Here is a 16,426-nt window from a genome sequence, read left to right as displayed (position 1 = left end):
GCTCAACCCCTCACCAGCGGGCCGGGGTTTTTCACATACTGCTCGTGAATCGCCCGCGCGGCCCGGATGGCCAACGCGCCAACGGTGACCGTCGGGTTATAGCCGCCGTTGTTGGGGAACGCCGAGGCGCCGACCACGAACAGGTTGTGTGCGTCCCAGCTCTGCAGAAACGGATTGAGCGCCGAAGTGTGCGGGTCGGCACCCATTACCGCACCGCCGATGGTGTGCGAGCTGTGCTGCATATACGGGTTCCAGCTGGTCTCGGTCTGGTTGTCGACCATGATGTCCTTGCCGCCGGCGGCCTTCATGATCTCGATCGCGCGCTGGGTGGTGTAGTGCAGCATGCGCGTGTCGTTGCGGTTCCAGTCGAAGGTCAGGCGCAGCAGCGGCTGGCCGTGGCGGTCCTTGTAAGTAGGGTCGAGGTCCAGATAGGCCCCGCGCACCGGCATCGAGGTGCCCTGGCAGAAAATGCCTGCTGCCTGCTGGTAATCGCGCGAATAGGCTTTCTTCCACTCGCTGCCCCAACGCTTGGTGCCAGGGCGCACAGTATTGGCGTTCTGAATCGGACGGCCGTTGGTGGAATAACCCATGATCCCGGCGCCACCGATGAAATCGAGGTTGGAATGGTCGAAGTTATCGCCATTGAAGTCGTCGATCTGCACCCCAAGCGCGCCGCCACCGATGAACGGGTTCATGGTGTGGTCGTCGAAGAAGCCGGTAACGCTGGAGCAGGTCTGGTAGTTGTAGTTGCGGCCGATGGTGCCACGCCCGGTGTGCGGGTCGTACTGCTCGCCCACCCGCGACAGCAGCATCAGGCGCACGTTGTCCATCTGATAGGCGGTGAAGCAAACAATGTCGGCAGGCTGGAAGCCTTCGACGCCTTCCTTGGTGATGAACTTCACACCGGTCAAGGTCTTGCCGTCTTCGTGTTTGACCGCGTGCAGCACTTCGCTGTCGGTCAACAGGGTGAAGTTCGGGCGACGCATCAGGGCCGGCAGGATGCAGGCCTGTGGTGAGGACTTGGAGAAGTTGCCGCAGCCGTGGAAGTCGCAAAAGCCGCAGTACGTGCATGGCCCCATGGTCACACCCAGCGGGTTGACGAAGGCCTGGGAGATGTTGCCCGCCGGAATGGTGAACGGGTGGTAGCCCAGCTGGTCGGTGGTGTTGCGGAACGTGCGCATCCAGTGGGTGTCTTTCAGCGCAGGCGTCGGGTAGTCACGTTTGCGCGGACCCTCGAAGACGTTGCCGCCTGGGTGTTTCTGGCCCTGGATGTTGCCGGCGGTGCCGGAGGTACCGGCGATGCGCTCGAAGCGATCGTAGTACGGTTCCATCTCGTCATAGGTGACGCCCCAGTCCTGCACCTGCAGCTCCTTCAGCTTGCCGGCGCCGTAGCGCTCGCGGGTGCGGGTGGCCACTTCGAAGTCCCACGGCGTGAAACGCCAGGACATGCCTGCCCAGTGCGCGCCGGCCCCGCCGACGTTCCAGCCGAACTGGAAGGCCGACCAACTGCGTACGGGTGCGGCCTTCTGGTCGACGCGGTTGCGGAAGGTAGTGGTTTCCACGCTCATTGGCTGCAGCAACTCGCGGCGGGTGGTCCAGCGCAGTTCATCGGGGTCGACGGCAGGCGGGAAGTCGGTTGAGGTGTCGCGCCAGGCGCCACGTTCGATGGCGACGACGTTGAGGCCGGCGCGGGTCAGCTCTTCGGCCATGACCGAACCTGCCCAGCCGAGGCCGACAATCACGACGTCGGCCTTGGGACGTGCATTACTCATGTGTAGTTCCTTAGCGGGTTCAGTCGGCGGGGATCAGGCTGACGGGAATCAGGCCGAGTTTTTCGTTGCGACGGTCGACGTAGGGCCGGTAGTCGTAACGGGCACCGGGGAAGCCGATCATCTTCCAGCCGGCCATGTTGCGGTTGCCGCCGTAGATGGGATCGCTCAGGTAGCCCTCGCGGACGTTCTGCAGCATGAGTTCGAAGAAGCCTTTGCTGTCGATGCCTGGATCCGGCACCAGACGACCGCCTTCCAGTTCGGTGAGGAAGCGGTCGATCTGCTCGGCGCCAAGCTCCGCGAACGGTTTGCCATGGGTCTTGAGCGCCCACGCCTGCATGGCCTTGAGCCCACTGCGGTAGCGCTCTAGCGGCGAAGCCAGGAATTGCGCGGAGCCCATCAGTTGCAACTCGCTTTCCGGACGGATCGGGCCCTCCAGGTAAAGCGCCTTGCCCGTGCCGTAATCACCGGCCAGTTGGCTGTCGATGAATTCGAGGCAGCCGGCCTCGGTTGCTGACGGGCCGAACTGGTCCGCTGGCAACAGGCGATCGTAGGCCGCTGCAAGGGTCTTGCGCTCTGTTTCGTCGAGCACCATGAAACCGCCGCTGCGCACTGCAGGCTTGGGCAGATGGTCGTCGCTGAGCTGGGTTTCGTGAGGAACGCCTTTGAGTTCCAGGGCCTTGATCCCAGGAGCGACCGCCATGGTGGCGGCCAGCGTACCGAGGGAGAACAGGGCTTCTCTTCGGTTCATGCACGGTTTCCTGTCTGTGGTTTGTTTTTTGGTTTTGAGTATCAAGCGCGCAGCCGATTACCCGCCCGGTATGGCGCGCATGCGTTATTCGCTGGGTGCAACAAAGAGCGCCAGGGCGCAAAGGCCCGGCGGCTTGCCAGAGACGAGGGGAGGCGGGGAGTACAGGGCAGGGTCAAGACCCAGTCTGCGATACGCGCTTCACTGCAATAACTGGCCCATGAGCTGCACCGTTTTAAAGCGGTGCAGGCTCGTCAAGGCCGACAGTGTGCCAAATTGACGCGGTAGACATCAAGAAATGATTTCTAAAGCATCATTATTTAGAGGTTTTCGATTGTATTGATATCAAATGGTATCAGTACGTTCTGAAAGCCAATGCCCGGCACGTGGCTACCGTTCACCGAAGCATCCACCATGAGCGATATCAAGGCAGCGACGCTTGGATCTACGGGTAGGGATATCGTCATGTCGACCACTTCTGCCACCAAAGCGTCCCGAGTGGAGCCGGTAAGGTCATGGGTCACAACAGTGATGTCATGCTGTCGTTCCCTGGATTTCAACGTTTCGATGACGCCGTCCTCGCCTCCGCAACTTACGTAAAGACCGACGAGATCGGGATGCTCGTCCAAGAGCTGACGGGTTACAAGAGCCGCTTGCCCGGCCGATTCGAACGTCAGTTGCGTTTCCAGAACCTTGAACTGGGAAGAGCGTTCTCGGAAATAGGAGCGGAAACTGATTTCGCAGAGTTCCTGGCAAAGAAAACGGTGGTCACCCAACAAAATGCCTACCTTGCCGGGCCGTGAGCTCAACCGGCTGATGGCCCAGGCCGCCGTGCGCCCGGCCTTGCGGTTGTCAATGCCGACGTAACCAGCGCGCATTGATGCGGTAATGTCAGTGATGAACGTACACACTCGCACACCCATGTCGCTGAGCTGATCGACTGCCTGGTTGATCCTGGGGTGATCGACCGTCGCCAAGGCAATCGCATCATGACCTGCGCCTTGCTTCAGGATAAGTTCCGCGCACTCTTCAGGCGTCAAGCCATCCATGAAATGAATTTCGTGGTGCGACACCTGAGAATGGGCATCTGCCTGACGGTTCATGCTTCGTTCGAGCGCGCGGTAAAAGTCGTCATCGCCTCGCAGCAGAAAGAAGGCGATGGATTTCGATCTGCCTGGCTCGGCCGCAGTGCTGGGTTCGCCTCGAACATCTTGGATCTTGGCCAGCGCGAACTGCAGGCGCTGGGCAGCTTCCAGCACCTTCTGCTCAGTGGCGGGTTTTACCGGCGCGCGTTTGTTCAGTACGCGATCGACGGTCACTTTCGATACTCCCGCCTCTCGCGCCACATCGGCCATGGTAGGAAGCAGTTTGGACATAATATTCCTTAATTCAATCGGGCATTTCAGGCCTGGCCTGAGTCGCTTCTGCGGCGATAACGGCATTATGGGACTATGGCCCGGCCAGGTGGGCGAGATTGTGAAGGTTTCTAACCCAAACCGGCCAATTCTGTATCAGGCCAACCCTCCCGGGCTGCCGAGCGCAAACCCTCCAGCAACATGGTGAACGCCGGGTTGTCGTTGCCCTCGTGCCAGGCCAGGTGAAGTTCACTCAATACACCTTCACCCAGATCAATCTCACGAAAGACCACGTTCTTGAACACCACGCTGCTAGCGCAACGCGGTACCAGAGCCAGGCCCATGCCCGCGTTGACCAGCGCCAAAATCGTCAGCGATGAACCCAGCCATTGAACGTACTGGGGAGACACCCGTGCAGATCGAAGTCTTCCGGTCAGCAATTCGTTGAACGGCGGATATGCCGAGTGCGCGTACATCAGAAACGGCTGGGCATCCAAGTCACTGATGGAAAGAGGCGTTTGCCGGGCAAGTCGATGGTCGCAAGGTACAGCCAGGACGAAGGGTTCACGCACGAGGCATTCCGTGGCATATCCCAGCTCGAGAAGTGGGGCGCGGACGATGGCCAGATCCACGCGTCGAGCGCGCAGTGCTTCGTGTTGCTGATAAGTGTTCATCTCTGACAGAACGATTTTGACGTGCGGCTGGTTTACCCGCGCTTCGGCGATGACTTTCGGCAAGAACTCATAAACCGCACTGCCCACGAAGCTTACGTTGACAGTACCGATGTCCCCTTCTGCGAAGCGTCTTGCTGCGACGGCAGCCTGCTGTGCGCGCTCCAGCAGGTTCTGCGCTTCAACGAAAAAAGCGCGCCCCGCAGCTGTGAGGGTAACCGTGCGTGTGGTGCGGGTGAACAACTCGACCCCGAGGGCATGTTCCAGGAGCTGTATCTGCCGGCTAAGCGGTGGTTGAGTCATGTTCAGACGCTCGGCTGCCCGGCGGAAATTCAACTCTGTCGCCACTGTGGTAAAGCAGCGAAGCTGTGTGAGTTCGAACATTGATTCATTCCGGGTATCAATTGCATGAAAGGTTAGATTAGACAGCAACAATGGCTGCCGTCCATCATCGTTTTGTTCCCCAAAAAAACAATCAACGGGAGTTACCTGCGATGACCTTTCCCATCTCGCCTGATCCAGCTGCCCTGGCAAGTGCAGCTGCCAAGGTCAAGCGCCATGTGCTGCCGCTGTTTGTCATCATGTTCATCGTCAACTACATCGACCGGGTCAACATCGGCTTTGTGCGCAGCCAAATGGAAACCGACCTGGGTATTGGCGCAGCCGCCTATGGTCTGGGCGCCGGATTGTTCTTCATCGGCTACGCGATTTTCGAAGTACCCTCGAACATGCTGCTGCAACGCTACGGTGCCCGCGCCTGGCTGACCCGAATCATGTTCACCTGGGGCGCGGCCGCCATGGCCATGGCTTTCGTTCGCGGGGAGACCAGTTTCTACGTCTTGCGCTTCATTTTGGGAGCGGCCGAAGCGGGTTTCTTCCCTGGCATCATCTACTACTTCACCCAGTGGCTGCCGGCCGCCGAGCGTGGCAAGGCGATGGCGATCTTCCTCAGCGGCTCGGCCATTGCGTCGGTGATCTCCGGGCCGGTATCGGGCGCATTGCTGCACATCAACGGCTTGAGTCTGCATGGCTGGCAATGGATGTTCTTGATCGAAGGCTTCGCCTCCATCGTGTTGTGCGGGTTCGTCTGGTTCTGGCTGCAGTCGCATCCTCGCCAAGCCCGATGGCTTAGCAAGAACGAACAGGACGCACTGGTCACGGCCATCGAGCTGGAGCAGAAAGCCCGCGAGGCAAATCAGGTCAGTCGTCCCTCGGCGTTCAAATTGCTCGCCGACAAGCAGATCGCGCTGTTCTGTTTCATCTACTTCGCCATAGCCCTGACCATCTACGGCGCAACGTTCTGGTTGCCGAGCATGATCAAGAAGATGGGCAGCCTGAGTGATTTCGAGGTCGGCCTGTTCAACTCGATCCCGTGGCTCATTTCCATTGTCGCGATGTACGTCTTCGCTGCCATGGCCAGCAAGTGGAAGCACCAGCAGGCTTGGGTTGCGCTGATGCTGGTTATCGCCTCGTTCGGCATGTTCATGTCAACCACTGGTGGCGCAGCGTTCGCCTTCATCGCTATCTGTTTTGCCGCAATTGGTTTCAAGGCCGCCTCGGCGTTGTTCTGGCCGATCCCGCAGGGATATCTCGATGCCCGAATCGCGGCGGCGGTGATCGCCCTGATCAACTCGATCGGCAACCTCGGAGGCTTCGTCGCGCCGACCGCCTTCGGCTTCCTGGAGCAGACCACTGGCTCCATCGAGGGCGGGTTGTACGGTCTGGCGGCCACTTCGCTACTGGCTGCGGCGGCAGTGTTCTTCGCTCGCACCGCGCCTCGCAGTGGCTCGCCCGGCCAATCCAAGGTGGAGACTTCCGGCCCCGTCGCCGCTCAAACTCAAACCCATCATCACGCCATGCGTACCGGTCCACAGGGAGCAGCCTCTTGAAAATCGCCCGCGTCACCGTCACCCCGATCGCCTTCCGCGACCCGCCGCTGCTCAATGCCAGCGGCATCCATGAACCCTACGCGTTGCGTTCGATCATCGAGATCGAAAGCGACACCGGCTACATCGGCCTGGGCGAAAGCTACGGCGATGCCCCGGCGCTGGCTATTCAGCAGGCGGTGCAGCAGCAACTGATCGGGCTGGATCCGTTCAACCTCAACCAGCTGCGCAGCATCGTCAAGGCCACCGTAGCCGCGCATCGGCCTGCTTCCCTGGCTGGCGCCGAGCTGGCGCCTGGCTCCCATGCAAGCAAGGCGTTGAGCAATGCTTATTCCGCCTTCGAAGTGGCGTTTCTCGACTTGCAAGCGCATTCGCTGAACGTACCGCTGGTGGACCTGCTCGGTGGCGCTATCCGAGACCGCATTCCGTTCAGTGCCTACCTGTTCTTCAAGTATGGCCGGCACATCGACTCGCCCTACAAAGCGGACAACTGGGGCGAGGCGATCAGCGAGGAGCAGATCGTCGCCCAGGCCCGGCGCATGATCGAAGCCTACGGCTTCCAGAGCATCAAGCTCAAGGCCGGCGCGCTGGAGCCGGAGCACGAGGTATCGTGCATCAAGGCTTTGAAAAAGGCCTTCCCGGGCCTGCCGTTGCGAATCGACCCCAATGGCAACTGGTCACTGGAAACCGCCATCCGCATGGCAGAACTACTGGGTGACGACTTGCAGTACTACGAGGACCCAACCCCGAACCTGGAGGGCATGGCCGAGTTGCACCGGCGCACCGGCCTTCCGCTGGCGACCAACATGGTGGTAACCGACTTCGACGAGTTCCGCCGCAGCGTCGCTCAGAACAGCGTGCAGATCGTGCTGGCCGATCACCACTACTGGGGCGGCCTGCGCGACACCCAGATCCTGGCCAAGATGTGCGAGACCTTTGGCCTGGGCGTGTCGATGCATTCCAACTCTCACCTGGGCATCAGCCTGATGGCCATGGCCCATGTTGCGGCAGCGGTGCCCAACCTCGACTACGCCTGCGACACCCACTACCCGTGGCAGGAGCCGGACGAAGAGGTAATCAAGGGCGGCAAGCTGCCAATCGTCGATGGCTGCGTGCAGATCACCCGCGCGCCGGGCCTCGGCGTGGCGCTCGATTACGATCAATTGGGTAAGCTGCATGACCAATACCTGACGTGTGGCATTCGCCAACGTGACGACGTCAGGCAGATGCAGCGTTACCGGTCTGACTGGAAAGCAGTCAAGCCACGCTACTAATGAAGGCAGCCGCGGCGAACGCCGCGGCCGCTGCTAAATGTGTTGGCACGCTGCTTAAAAGAGCGGCGGGCATTTTGCTTGTCTAAAAATGATGCTTATTGAGTCATTTATTGATTTTTTTAGTTTCATGAATGATGCTTTTGCGACAAGCTTCGGTAGCAAATCTGAGTAACGCCACAAGGACGACAACAATGATAAGAAGACGTGAGTTATGTAAGGTTACAGGTGCTGGATTGGCGTTCCTTGGCATCAGCCCAGCCATTCGCGCCCTAGAGCGTGTCGGGCAGTCCTTGACTGAAGTCGCTCAACTGCCTTGGATCTGCAATGCGGTGGCCAGCACGAAGGCAGGTAGGCTGTTTGCCGGGCTGCCTCGCTGGCCAGGCTACGAGGATACTCCCTCGATCGTAGAGATCCTCCCGGACGGTCGACACAAACCTTTTCCCGGTGGCCAATGGAATGAATGGAAAGCGGGCAAACCTACCGCCCAAGCGATGGTCAAGGTCAATACAATCCATATTTTTGACGACGACACGCTATGGGCAATCGATCAGGGGGAGGAAAACCCTGATGGCATGAGCCGCGGACAGAAAATCCTGCAGTTCGACACTCGCGACGGTAAATTGCTGCGCAGCATCAGTTTGCCAGCCAACGTGCTACCTGCGGGCGCAGGGCTCAACGATCTGCGCCTGGACTCCGAACACATTTACCTGACTGAGTCCGGCCTTGGCGCGATCATCGTCATCAACCTCACGAGCGGCGCCGCTGTACGCCGCCTTGCCGGGCATCTGTCGACAAAGATGATCCGCAGTCGCCGACCACTAGGCGAGGGCGGTCAGCCGTTGCTCAAAGCCGACGGTTCCGACAACCAGGTGCACGCAGATCCGATAGAGATCAGCCCGGACGGGCAATGGCTCTACTACCAAGCACTGACTGGCCCGTTGTGGCGCGTGCCAACCGCCGGGCTGCGCGACCGCTCGCTCAGCGAAGAGCAGCTCGGGCAACAGGTTCAGTTGGTCTACGACACTGGCACTTTGACCGGCACAGCGATAGACAGCAAAGGCAACCTGTACCTTGGCGAATATGACAAGCCCAGGGTCAGCGTATTGTCACCTGACGGCTCGCTGCGTGTCCTGGTCGAGGACGAGCGGCTGTGGAATCCGGATGCAATGATCATCAATTACCAGCGTGAGCTCTTCATACCCGTTCCGCAGAGCGCCCGTCTGGCCAGCAACCGCGGGCCTGGAGGGAAAAGCCGGGTGCAAGCGCCTTTCAAGATCTACAAATTGGCACTTCCAATGGCGTTTGGTGACCGGTCGGCGGTGCCGGCGCTCGTGGGAAAGCCCTTGATGGAGGAGCACGTATGAAAATTGGTGTCGTTACGTGGACCTTGGGGTTGACGGCTCCTGCCCAGGCTATTGCCAAAGCGCGTGAGCTTGGCCTGGATGCAATTCAGTACGCAGGTGATTTTCGCGATTGCAGCGGTTCGCAGCTCAGACAGGAAGCCGCTGCTGCAGGCATGAGGATTCTCGCCATTGACCCCTTCAACGCAGGTCCGGTGCAGCCGGATCAGGCGAGCGAGCAAGGGGCAATCGCCTACTACCGCAAGGTCATTGACTTTGCCGTTGAGGCTGGGCACGTACCCGTTACCTTGCAAGGCTTGTCGCAGTGGACCCGCAACTGCCCAGATAAGGCAAGTGCACAATCGCGACTGTTAGCCTGCTGCAAGGCCGTCGATGCTTATGCCCAGGAAAAAGGTGTGCGCACGCTTTACGAGGTTTGCAATCACTATGAGGTGCCGCTGATTCATACCAGTGATGCTTGTCGGGAGCTCATCAGCCAGGTCGGCGGTGACAACATGCGGATGATCCTGGACAGCTTCCATATGAACGTCAACGAGCCCGACCCGTTGGCCACGATTCGGCGCAATGCAGCGTTCACTGCCATCTACCACATATCCGATTCCGGGCGCGGCGGAATCGGTAGCGGGCATATCGACTTCCGAGCGCAGTTCGATGCGCTATTGGCATCCGGCTTTACCGGCGATGTTGCTATCGAGCCCGTGTTGCCTCATCGCACCCCGAGCCTGCCACCCGCGACGGGCGCCGATGCGCAACTGTTGGATCAGGAAATCATGCGCAGCGCCGCCGCTTGGCGCAGCTACCTTGGGGGCCCTGTGGCCGCTTGAGCCCAGGCGAAGCCTGGGATGCTTCCCGGGCCTCGCTCTCTGTGAGAGAACACCATGACGCTTTCGAAACCCGATGGCGGGGATGATCGCGCGCGCCTGCTCGCGCAAGGTGTAGCCAAGGTCAAACGCCATGTGCTGCCGCTATTCGTGATCATGTTCATCGTCAATTACATCGACCGGGTGAATGTCGGCTTTGTCCGGGGCCAACTGGAAAGTGACCTGGGGATCGGCGTGGCAGCCTATGGCCTGGGCGCTGGCCTGTTTTTCATCGGTTACGCGCTGTTCGAGGTGCCGTCGAACCTCATGCTCCAGAGAGCCGGGGCGCGGGTCTGGCTGACCCGGATCATGCTGACCTGGGGTCTGGTGGCCATGGCCATGGCATTCGTCAGGAACGAGGCCGGCTTTTATGTACTGCGGTTTTTGCTTGGTGCTGCCGAAGCCGGTTTCTATCCTGGCATTCTTTACTACTTCACCCGCTGGCTGCCCCATCACGAGCGCGGTAAAGCGATGGCGGTCTTCCTCAGCGGATCGGCTATTGCCTCTATCATCGCCGGGCCCATCACGGGCGTACTATTGTCGTTGCAAGGCTTTGGGTTGGTAGGCTGGCAATGGATGTTCCTGATCGAAGGCGGTGCCTCGCTGGTGCTCGGCATATTCGTTTATTTCCGGCTGCAGTCCGAGATCTGCCAGGCGAAGTGGCTGAACCAACGCGAGCGGCAGGCTTTGCAGCAGGCTATCGATGATGAGCAACTGGCACGGGTTGCACTGCAGGGTGGCAAGCCATCGTGGCGCAGCTTGCTCAGTGACCGGCAGATCGTGATGTTCTGTTTCATCTATTTTTCCATCAGCCTGACTATCTATGGTGTGACGTTCTGGCTCCCCGCGATGATCCGCCAGATGGGCGTTCACGGTGAGATGCAGGTGGGTTTCTACAACGCGCTACCGTGGTGCATCTCAATTGCGTGCATGTATGGCTTCGCTGCCTTGGCTCAGCGATACGGCCACCCTCAGCGCTGGTGCGCGCTGTCGCTATGCATAGCGGCCGCCGGGATGTTTGCCTCGACCCTTGGCGGCGCGGTAATGGCGTTTGTAGCCCTTTGCTTTGCGGCAGTCGGTTTCAAGGCTGCCTCGGCACTGTTCTGGCCATTGCCACAAGGGTACCTGGATGCGCGTATCGCAGCCGGTGTGCTGGCCCTTATCAATTCGCTGGGCAACCTGGGCGGCTTTGTTGCTCCCACGATGTTCGGTGTACTCGAGGCGCGCAGCGGTTCGGTTCACGGTGGCCTGGTCGGTCTCGCTGCAGCCTCGATTGGGGCGGCGATTGTGGTGCTCTACCTGGGGCGACGACGGCCCCATAGTCCTTCCTGTGTTGGGGAAGCCGGGATGAGACAGGCTCGGTACTGAATCCTTTCTAACCAATCCATGACTCTATATTCAGCTCCGGCCGCAGCCGGGGCCAGGAGCTTCGCATGTCAGAAATTGCTGTTGATTCATTTAACGACCTGCAGCAGGGCCGCATCTCGACTCGACTGCTGACTGCAACGTTGATGGGGGTGTGTCTGATCACGCTGTACGCCGCGATCTTCGGCCAGCAAATGCAGGACGTGGCGCGCATAGCCTGCCCGCTGATGAGCATCATGGCGTTGCTGATCGCAGGTTGGGGCATGCCGCGCAATTTCCCGGTGGGTTTTCTGGCTTCAGCGTTGTTGCTGCTGATCAACTGGCGGGTTGCAGCGATGCTCGACCTGCGGCCAGTGATGATCGTCAGTTCGATTGCCGCTTGTGCCTACCTTGTCAGTATTGCGGGCTTCATTCGCAGGGACTGGAGCATCAGCTCTCAGGCGCCCAGCGTAACCGGCCTGCACTGGCAGATGACGGTGGTACGCATCTATTTCGGCTTCGACATGGTGGGCCATTTCACGGAAAAACTGTTCGCCGGCAGCGCATCGTTCCAGCACATGGTGGGCATTTTCAGCCAGCTGGGGGTGCCCGCTCCGGCAACCTTCGTGGTGCTGGCTGGACTATGTGAGCTGGGCATCGCCATCGGCATTGGCATGGGCCTGTTGACACGGCTGTCTGCAGTAGCGGCGACCCTCTATTTCCTGGTAGCCAACCATTTTGGTGCGCACTTCGCCAATGGCTTCACTTGGTCCAACGGGCCAACCGGTGGGTGGGAGTACCCACTGCTGATGTCGGTTTTCTACCTGAGCTTCATGCTCAGCGGAGCAGGCCGCTTCTCCCTTGATGCGTGGCTGGTGCAAGAGGGCAGGTTACCTGCGTCGCTGCGGTGGCTGTGCGCGCCTCAGTTTACCGTCAACCGTCCTTGCGTAGCACTCAACATCCACTGACCTCTGATCTCGCTTCAGGAATAAGAACAATGAACCTGTCCCGCACTACCTTTTACGTGGCTCACGGTGCATGCCTGTTGATTGCTCAGTCTGCAATGGCCGAACACAATATTTTGGGCAGTGATGCCAGCGTCAAGCTCAACCTGCGCAACTATTACATCAACGATAACTTCGTGGGCGATCGCGCCACCCAAGGCAAGGCCCAGGAATGGACACAGAGCTTCATCCTCGACGCGCAGTCGGGGTACACCCCTGGGCTGATCGGTTTTGGTGTTGATTCGTTAGGCATGTATGCCCAGAAGCTCGATGGTGGTGGTGGCACCTCGGGTACGCAGTTGCTCCCACGGCACGATGATGGAGAGCCGGCGGACAATTTTGGTCGACTCGCGGTAGCGCTGAAGGCGCGGGTTGGAGAGACCCAACTACGTGTGGGCGAGTTGCTCCCCAGCACGCCGGTGCTTAGCTACGATGGCGGCCGAGCTTTGCCTCAGACATTCCGAGGTGTGCAGATCGAATCCCATGATTTCAGCAAGGTCGGCCTGTATGCCGGGCAGATGCGCGCCAACAGTCCACGTGACGACGCCAGCATGGAAAAGATGTGGCTCAATGGCCGGCCGGATGCCACCTCCGACCGTTTCGACTACGCGGGGGTGCTGTACACCACCACCGACCAGCGCAGCCAGGTGGGACTGTGGGGCGCGCAATTGAAGGACATCTACCGCCAGCAATACCTGAATCTGCGCCATACGCTGCCGCTTGGGGACTGGCGGTTTAGCCTCAACGCCGGCCTGTTCCATGGGAGCGATGCTGGCAGCGCAAAGGCTGGTGAGCTTGAGAACACCACCTGGTTCACTCAGTTCTCGTTGAATCATGGCGGACATACGCTGCTTCTGGGCTTGCAGCGAGTCGGCGGCGAAACGGGCTGGATGCGCGTTAATGGTTCGGGAGGAGGGGAGTTGGGCAACGACAGCTTTAACTCAAGCTACGAAAACGCCCGCGAGCGCTCCTGGCAGGTGCGTCACGATTACAACTTCGTGGTAATGGGGTTTCCAGGCCTGACCTTGATGAACCGCTACCTGCACGGCGATCACATTGATCTTGGTGACGGCGAGCAGGGTAAAGAGTGGGGGCGCGAGACCGAGCTGGGCTATGTGGTGCAGAGCGGCTCTCTACAAGGGATGGATATTCGTTGGCGCAACTCGTCCATGCGTCGCACCTACGGGAGCGGGTCGTTCGATGAGAACCTACTGGTGGTGAACTACGCATTTTCTACCCTTTAACGCACAGGCCGGCTCTAGTCTGGCAACAGCTGAGGCAGCAGTGTTGGATGGAATCCTCTGCGAGAGGACCTGGCAGCCGGTCTGGTAGCGTTTCCGTCATGGCGTTTGCCATGACGTTTTTTTTAGTAGTTCTGTCAGTCGACTGATTGGCGGTAGGAATTTGGAACCGTTAAACCCGAAGCGTTGAACATGTGCGCACCGCTTGAGAGCTGCGAAGAATGATTCCAAAAACGAGACTACTCTTGTTTCGGAGATAGCTGAAAATCCTTATTTTTCAATGGCTCGCAGGCCCGATGCGACTCTCGTTTCCATCTTTAAATTCAGTTCAGGCAGCACCTTGCCTTAGGCTCTGTCTGAAAAAAGCCGTCGCATACACCGCAAGACACAAGCTAGCGAGACCATCGCGGCATAACTTATTGCGAGCTTGTCGAAGCGTGTGACGATTCGACGGTTCTCTTTCAGCCAGCCAAACATGCGTTCGATGATGTTGCGCTGTCGGTATTTGGGCCGGTCGAACAGTCTGGGTAAGCCAGGCTTGGGCTTGCGCTTCATCGAGCGCAGCGGAATGACGGGTTGCATTCGATATTGGTCGCAGTAACGGCGTAGCGCTTCGGCGTCGTAGCCCTTGTCGGCGAGCAGCCATTTGCAGCGCTTGCGCGGGCGGCCACGTTGGCTCGATGGAATGCTGACCTCGTCCAACAGTGGTTGTGCGTAGCTGATGTCACTGGCTTGACCGCCAGAGAGAAGGAAGCGCAACGGTATCCCGTTGGCGTCGCAGAGCATGTGGATTTTGGTTGTCAGGCCGCCACGGCTGCGGCCTAGAGCGTGATCGGCAGGCTCGTCAGCCCCCCCTTTTTCCGCGCTCCAGATGAAGCACGGGTTGCTCTAACAGCGGTCGAATCGATCATCCAGGTGCGGGGATCGATCAAGCCTTTGTCATTGAGTCTGAGGTGCAATCGTCTGAGCATCTGATCGAACGTTCCGCGATTTCGCCAGACTCGGAAGCGGTGATAGACCGTCGCCCAAGACCCGAAACGCTCTGGCATATCTCGCCAGGCTGCTCCTGAGCAGAGCACCCAGAGCACACCATCGAGCATCAAGCGATCACTGCTGCGGGGCCTGCCCCTAACGTGGGCTGCCGTGAAGAGATCGGCGACTACTGCCCACGCTTCATCCGAGAGTTCGTACCGCTTTGCCATCACAGAATTCCTTTCCGTAGATGGTCGGCGACTGTACAGAACCCAAACGGTTCCAGGGCCACATTTGAGTTTCTTGGGATTTCAGACAGAGCCTAAAGCCACGGCGTGAGGCATTGATGAGTGCAAGGGGTCAGTGGATAAAATGGTTTGAATGTGATCAGGGTTCATTTGCATAACAGTTGAGGTTTGAATGTGATCGTTCGCTTCATCTGTTTGTAAATGCCTGGAGGGTTTTACATGCGCGCGCGGTTCAATTGCGTTAGTGCTAATGCACATATTCATAGTTTGTTTCGCTGTTATGGGCTCAAGGCCAGTTTACTTCGGATCAAAGTAATCGAGATGCTTTTTGAGGCGGTGAGCTGTAAACATACTTTATCTGCTGGTGAGGTTTCTGAGCGGCTCAAGGCCCCTGGAATCTCACTCCTGAGTATTCGCGAAATGTTTAAGCGGCTGCAAGATGTCGGAATGGTGACTGTCCATGAGGATAAAAATTATAGCCTCAGTCAAGAAGCCATACGCACGCTTCAAGAACTAAATGCAGAGGGTCAGGCTGGCACTGACGGCAGTTGAGCGCCTGGCTTGTGGTATTCTGCTCAGGTAATTTGCTTCGCCGGAACCTCAGACAAAATTATGCCCAAGCCCTTTACCACCCTGGATGACGTCGCCAAAGCGGCGGGGATGTCGCGGGCGCAGGTTTCGCGTGCGTTGCGGGGCGATCCCGGGGTAAGGCCGGAAACCCGCCAGCGGATCGATACGATCGCGGCGCAATTGAACTATCGGCCCAATCTTGCGGCGCGTAGCCTGGTGTCGTCGCGCTCCTCGATCGTTGGGCTGATCATCGGCGACCCCAACAACCCGTTCCACATCCAACTGGCCCAGGCCGTGGACCGGCGCTTGCTGGCCGCCGGTTTCGATGCGATCACCTCGCTGCGCTCGGTCGACGACGGCGCGGCCCTGCAGGAGGTCGAACGGCTGCTGAGCCTGCGTGCGGCGGGGGTCATCCTGCTCGGGCCGGCGCATCATCCGCGGGTGATCGGCGAAATCGCCGACAAGCTGCCCTGCGTGTTCATCGGCAGCAAGCGCGTCACCCATCCTGAGGTCATCTCCATCGCGGTCGACGACGACAGTGGCGCCAGGCTTGCCATGCAGCACCTATTTTCCCTGGGCCATACCCGAATCGCCCACTTGGCAGGCGGCAAGGAGCCCTCATCGAAGGAGCGGGCCAATGCCTATTGCAAGGTCATGCGTGAGGCTGGGCTTGAGCCGCTGGTGCTCCACGGCAAGCACAATGCCGCATTCGGCAGGGAAGGGGTGGACAGGCTGTTCGACTGCCAAACGCCACCCACGGCGATCTTCGCTTCCAACGACTTCATCGCGCTCGGGGTGCTGGACCGGCTCAAAGGCATGGGGCTGTCGGTGCCGCACGATGTGTCGGTGGTCGGCTTCGACGATATCCCGGATGCTGCCAACGCGTTGTTCTCATTGACCACCCTGCGCCAGGACACCGACGCCCAGGCCCAGGCGGCGGTTGAAGCGCTGCAGACCATCCTGGGGGGCAGCCCGCGGCGCAAGCGGCGTATTGAGATGGGCGTGACGCTGATCGAGAGGGCGTCTACCGCTGCTCCGGCCAGTCAATAATTATTCTCATTTTATGGGCTGCGTCAGATTGACTCACAATGTAACAATCCATAACATTCCGCGCGGTTGAGCA

At 59.3% G+C, this 16,426-nt stretch carries 14 protein-coding genes; 9 read left to right on the top strand and 5 right to left on the bottom strand.

The features are described 5' to 3' along the window. Positions 1-2 precede the first annotated feature (2 nt). The 4 genes from F3J45_RS02230 to F3J45_RS02215 all read right to left on the bottom strand — a co-directional run bounded on the left by F3J45_RS02230 (position 3) and on the right by F3J45_RS02215 (position 4,927). The gene (locus F3J45_RS02230) at positions 3-1,772 is read right to left on the bottom strand and encodes a GMC family oxidoreductase (protein ID WP_167056600.1); all 1,770 of its coding nucleotides are present in this window, start codon (positions 1,770-1,772) and stop codon (positions 3-5) included. Positions 1,773-1,791: 19 nt separating this feature from the next. After that, the gene (locus F3J45_RS02225; RefSeq protein WP_167056597.1) at positions 1,792-2,520 is read right to left on the bottom strand and encodes a gluconate 2-dehydrogenase subunit 3 family protein; all 729 of its coding nucleotides are present in this window, start codon (positions 2,518-2,520) and stop codon (positions 1,792-1,794) included. Positions 2,521-2,837: 317 nt separating this feature from the next. Beyond that, positions 2,838-3,893: a LacI family DNA-binding transcriptional regulator gene (locus tag F3J45_RS02220; protein ID WP_167056594.1), complete on the bottom strand. Its 1,056-nt coding sequence runs from the start codon at positions 3,891-3,893 to the stop codon at positions 2,838-2,840. Between the two features lie 110 nt (positions 3,894-4,003). Next, positions 4,004-4,927, bottom strand: coding sequence for a LysR family transcriptional regulator (locus tag F3J45_RS02215; protein ID WP_167056591.1), 924 nt, complete (start codon positions 4,925-4,927; stop codon positions 4,004-4,006). 110 nt (positions 4,928-5,037) lie between these two features. On the opposite strand from F3J45_RS02215, the gene F3J45_RS02210 reads away from it, so the two are divergent. From F3J45_RS02210 to F3J45_RS02180, 7 genes are all read left to right on the top strand, one after another. Beyond that, on the top strand, positions 5,038-6,432 hold the full coding sequence (locus F3J45_RS02210; RefSeq protein ID WP_167056588.1) for an MFS transporter: 1,395 nt from the start codon (positions 5,038-5,040) through the stop codon (positions 6,430-6,432). Beyond that, positions 6,429-7,703 (top strand): glucarate dehydratase family protein, encoded by a 1,275-nt coding sequence (locus F3J45_RS02205; RefSeq protein WP_167056583.1) that lies wholly within the window; start codon positions 6,429-6,431, stop codon positions 7,701-7,703. The genes F3J45_RS02210 and F3J45_RS02205 overlap by 4 nt, the downstream gene beginning before the upstream one ends. Positions 7,704-7,993: 290 nt before the next feature. Then, positions 7,994-9,067, top strand: a complete 1,074-nt coding sequence (locus tag F3J45_RS02200; RefSeq protein ID WP_205300349.1) for an SMP-30/gluconolactonase/LRE family protein — start codon at positions 7,994-7,996, stop codon at positions 9,065-9,067. Beyond that, positions 9,064-9,888: a sugar phosphate isomerase/epimerase gene (locus F3J45_RS02195; protein ID WP_167056577.1), complete on the top strand. Its 825-nt coding sequence runs from the start codon at positions 9,064-9,066 to the stop codon at positions 9,886-9,888. Before F3J45_RS02200 ends, F3J45_RS02195 begins: the two co-directional genes overlap by 4 nt. A gap of 54 nt (positions 9,889-9,942) precedes the next feature. Further along, positions 9,943-11,292 (top strand): MFS transporter, encoded by a 1,350-nt coding sequence (locus F3J45_RS02190; RefSeq protein WP_167056573.1) that lies wholly within the window; start codon positions 9,943-9,945, stop codon positions 11,290-11,292. Positions 11,293-11,357: 65 nt separating this feature from the next. After that, positions 11,358-12,236 (top strand): DoxX family protein, encoded by an 879-nt coding sequence (locus F3J45_RS02185; RefSeq protein ID WP_167056570.1) that lies wholly within the window; start codon positions 11,358-11,360, stop codon positions 12,234-12,236. 29 nt (positions 12,237-12,265) lie between these two features. Then, positions 12,266-13,516, top strand: a complete 1,251-nt coding sequence (locus F3J45_RS02180) for an OprD family porin (RefSeq protein ID WP_167056566.1) — start codon at positions 12,266-12,268, stop codon at positions 13,514-13,516. Positions 13,517-13,858: 342 nt separating this feature from the next. Here the strand turns inward: F3J45_RS02180 and F3J45_RS02175 are convergent. Beyond that, positions 13,859-14,715 (bottom strand): IS5 family transposase gene (locus tag F3J45_RS02175; protein WP_370526176.1). Its coding sequence is split into 2 segments (ribosomal slippage): positions 13,859-14,361 and positions 14,361-14,715, totalling 858 coding nucleotides; the frame shifts between segments, so codons are not numbered across the junction. Positions 14,716-14,952: 237 nt separating this feature from the next. Here F3J45_RS02175 and F3J45_RS02170 point away from each other — a divergent pair. Both F3J45_RS02170 and F3J45_RS02165 read left to right on the top strand, forming a co-directional pair. Beyond that, positions 14,953-15,285, top strand: a complete 333-nt coding sequence (locus tag F3J45_RS02170) for a fe2+ zn2+ uptake regulation protein (RefSeq protein WP_167056558.1) — start codon at positions 14,953-14,955, stop codon at positions 15,283-15,285. Between the two features lie 60 nt (positions 15,286-15,345). Next, positions 15,346-16,353, top strand: coding sequence for a LacI family DNA-binding transcriptional regulator (locus tag F3J45_RS02165; RefSeq protein WP_167056555.1), 1,008 nt, complete (start codon positions 15,346-15,348; stop codon positions 16,351-16,353). Positions 16,354-16,426 lie beyond the last annotated feature (73 nt).

Origin of the sequence: Pantoea sp. Ap-967 (assembly GCF_011752565.1) — a bacterium.
In the GTDB taxonomy this organism is placed as follows: Bacteria; Pseudomonadota; Gammaproteobacteria; order Pseudomonadales; family Pseudomonadaceae; genus Aquipseudomonas.
Note: the sequence above shows the minus strand (reverse complement) of the source record. Positions and strands in the feature narration are given on the sequence as shown.

What these genes read in the sequence shown, in the direction of transcription:
- F3J45_RS02185 (WP_167056570.1), top strand. Translation starts at nt 11,358, where the DNA reads ATGTCAGAAATTGCTGTTGATTCATTTAACGACCTGCAGCAGGGCCGC.
- F3J45_RS02190 (WP_167056573.1), top strand. Translation starts at nt 9,943, where the DNA reads ATGACGCTTTCGAAACCCGATGGCGGGGATGATCGCGCGCGCCTGCTC.
- F3J45_RS02170 (WP_167056558.1), top strand. Translation starts at nt 14,953, where the DNA reads ATGCGCGCGCGGTTCAATTGCGTTAGTGCTAATGCACATATTCATAGT.
- F3J45_RS02225 (WP_167056597.1), bottom strand. Translation starts at nt 2,520, where the DNA reads ATGAACCGAAGAGAAGCCCTGTTCTCCCTCGGTACGCTGGCCGCCACC.
- F3J45_RS02165 (WP_167056555.1), top strand. Translation starts at nt 15,346, where the DNA reads ATGCCCAAGCCCTTTACCACCCTGGATGACGTCGCCAAAGCGGCGGGG.
- F3J45_RS02230 (WP_167056600.1), bottom strand. Translation starts at nt 1,772, where the DNA reads ATGAGTAATGCACGTCCCAAGGCCGACGTCGTGATTGTCGGCCTCGGC.
- F3J45_RS02180 (WP_167056566.1), top strand. Translation starts at nt 12,266, where the DNA reads ATGAACCTGTCCCGCACTACCTTTTACGTGGCTCACGGTGCATGCCTG.
- F3J45_RS02210 (WP_167056588.1), top strand. Translation starts at nt 5,038, where the DNA reads ATGACCTTTCCCATCTCGCCTGATCCAGCTGCCCTGGCAAGTGCAGCT.
- F3J45_RS02220 (WP_167056594.1), bottom strand. Translation starts at nt 3,893, where the DNA reads ATGTCCAAACTGCTTCCTACCATGGCCGATGTGGCGCGAGAGGCGGGA.
- F3J45_RS02195 (WP_167056577.1), top strand. Translation starts at nt 9,064, where the DNA reads ATGAAAATTGGTGTCGTTACGTGGACCTTGGGGTTGACGGCTCCTGCC.
- F3J45_RS02215 (WP_167056591.1), bottom strand. Translation starts at nt 4,927, where the DNA reads ATGTTCGAACTCACACAGCTTCGCTGCTTTACCACAGTGGCGACAGAG.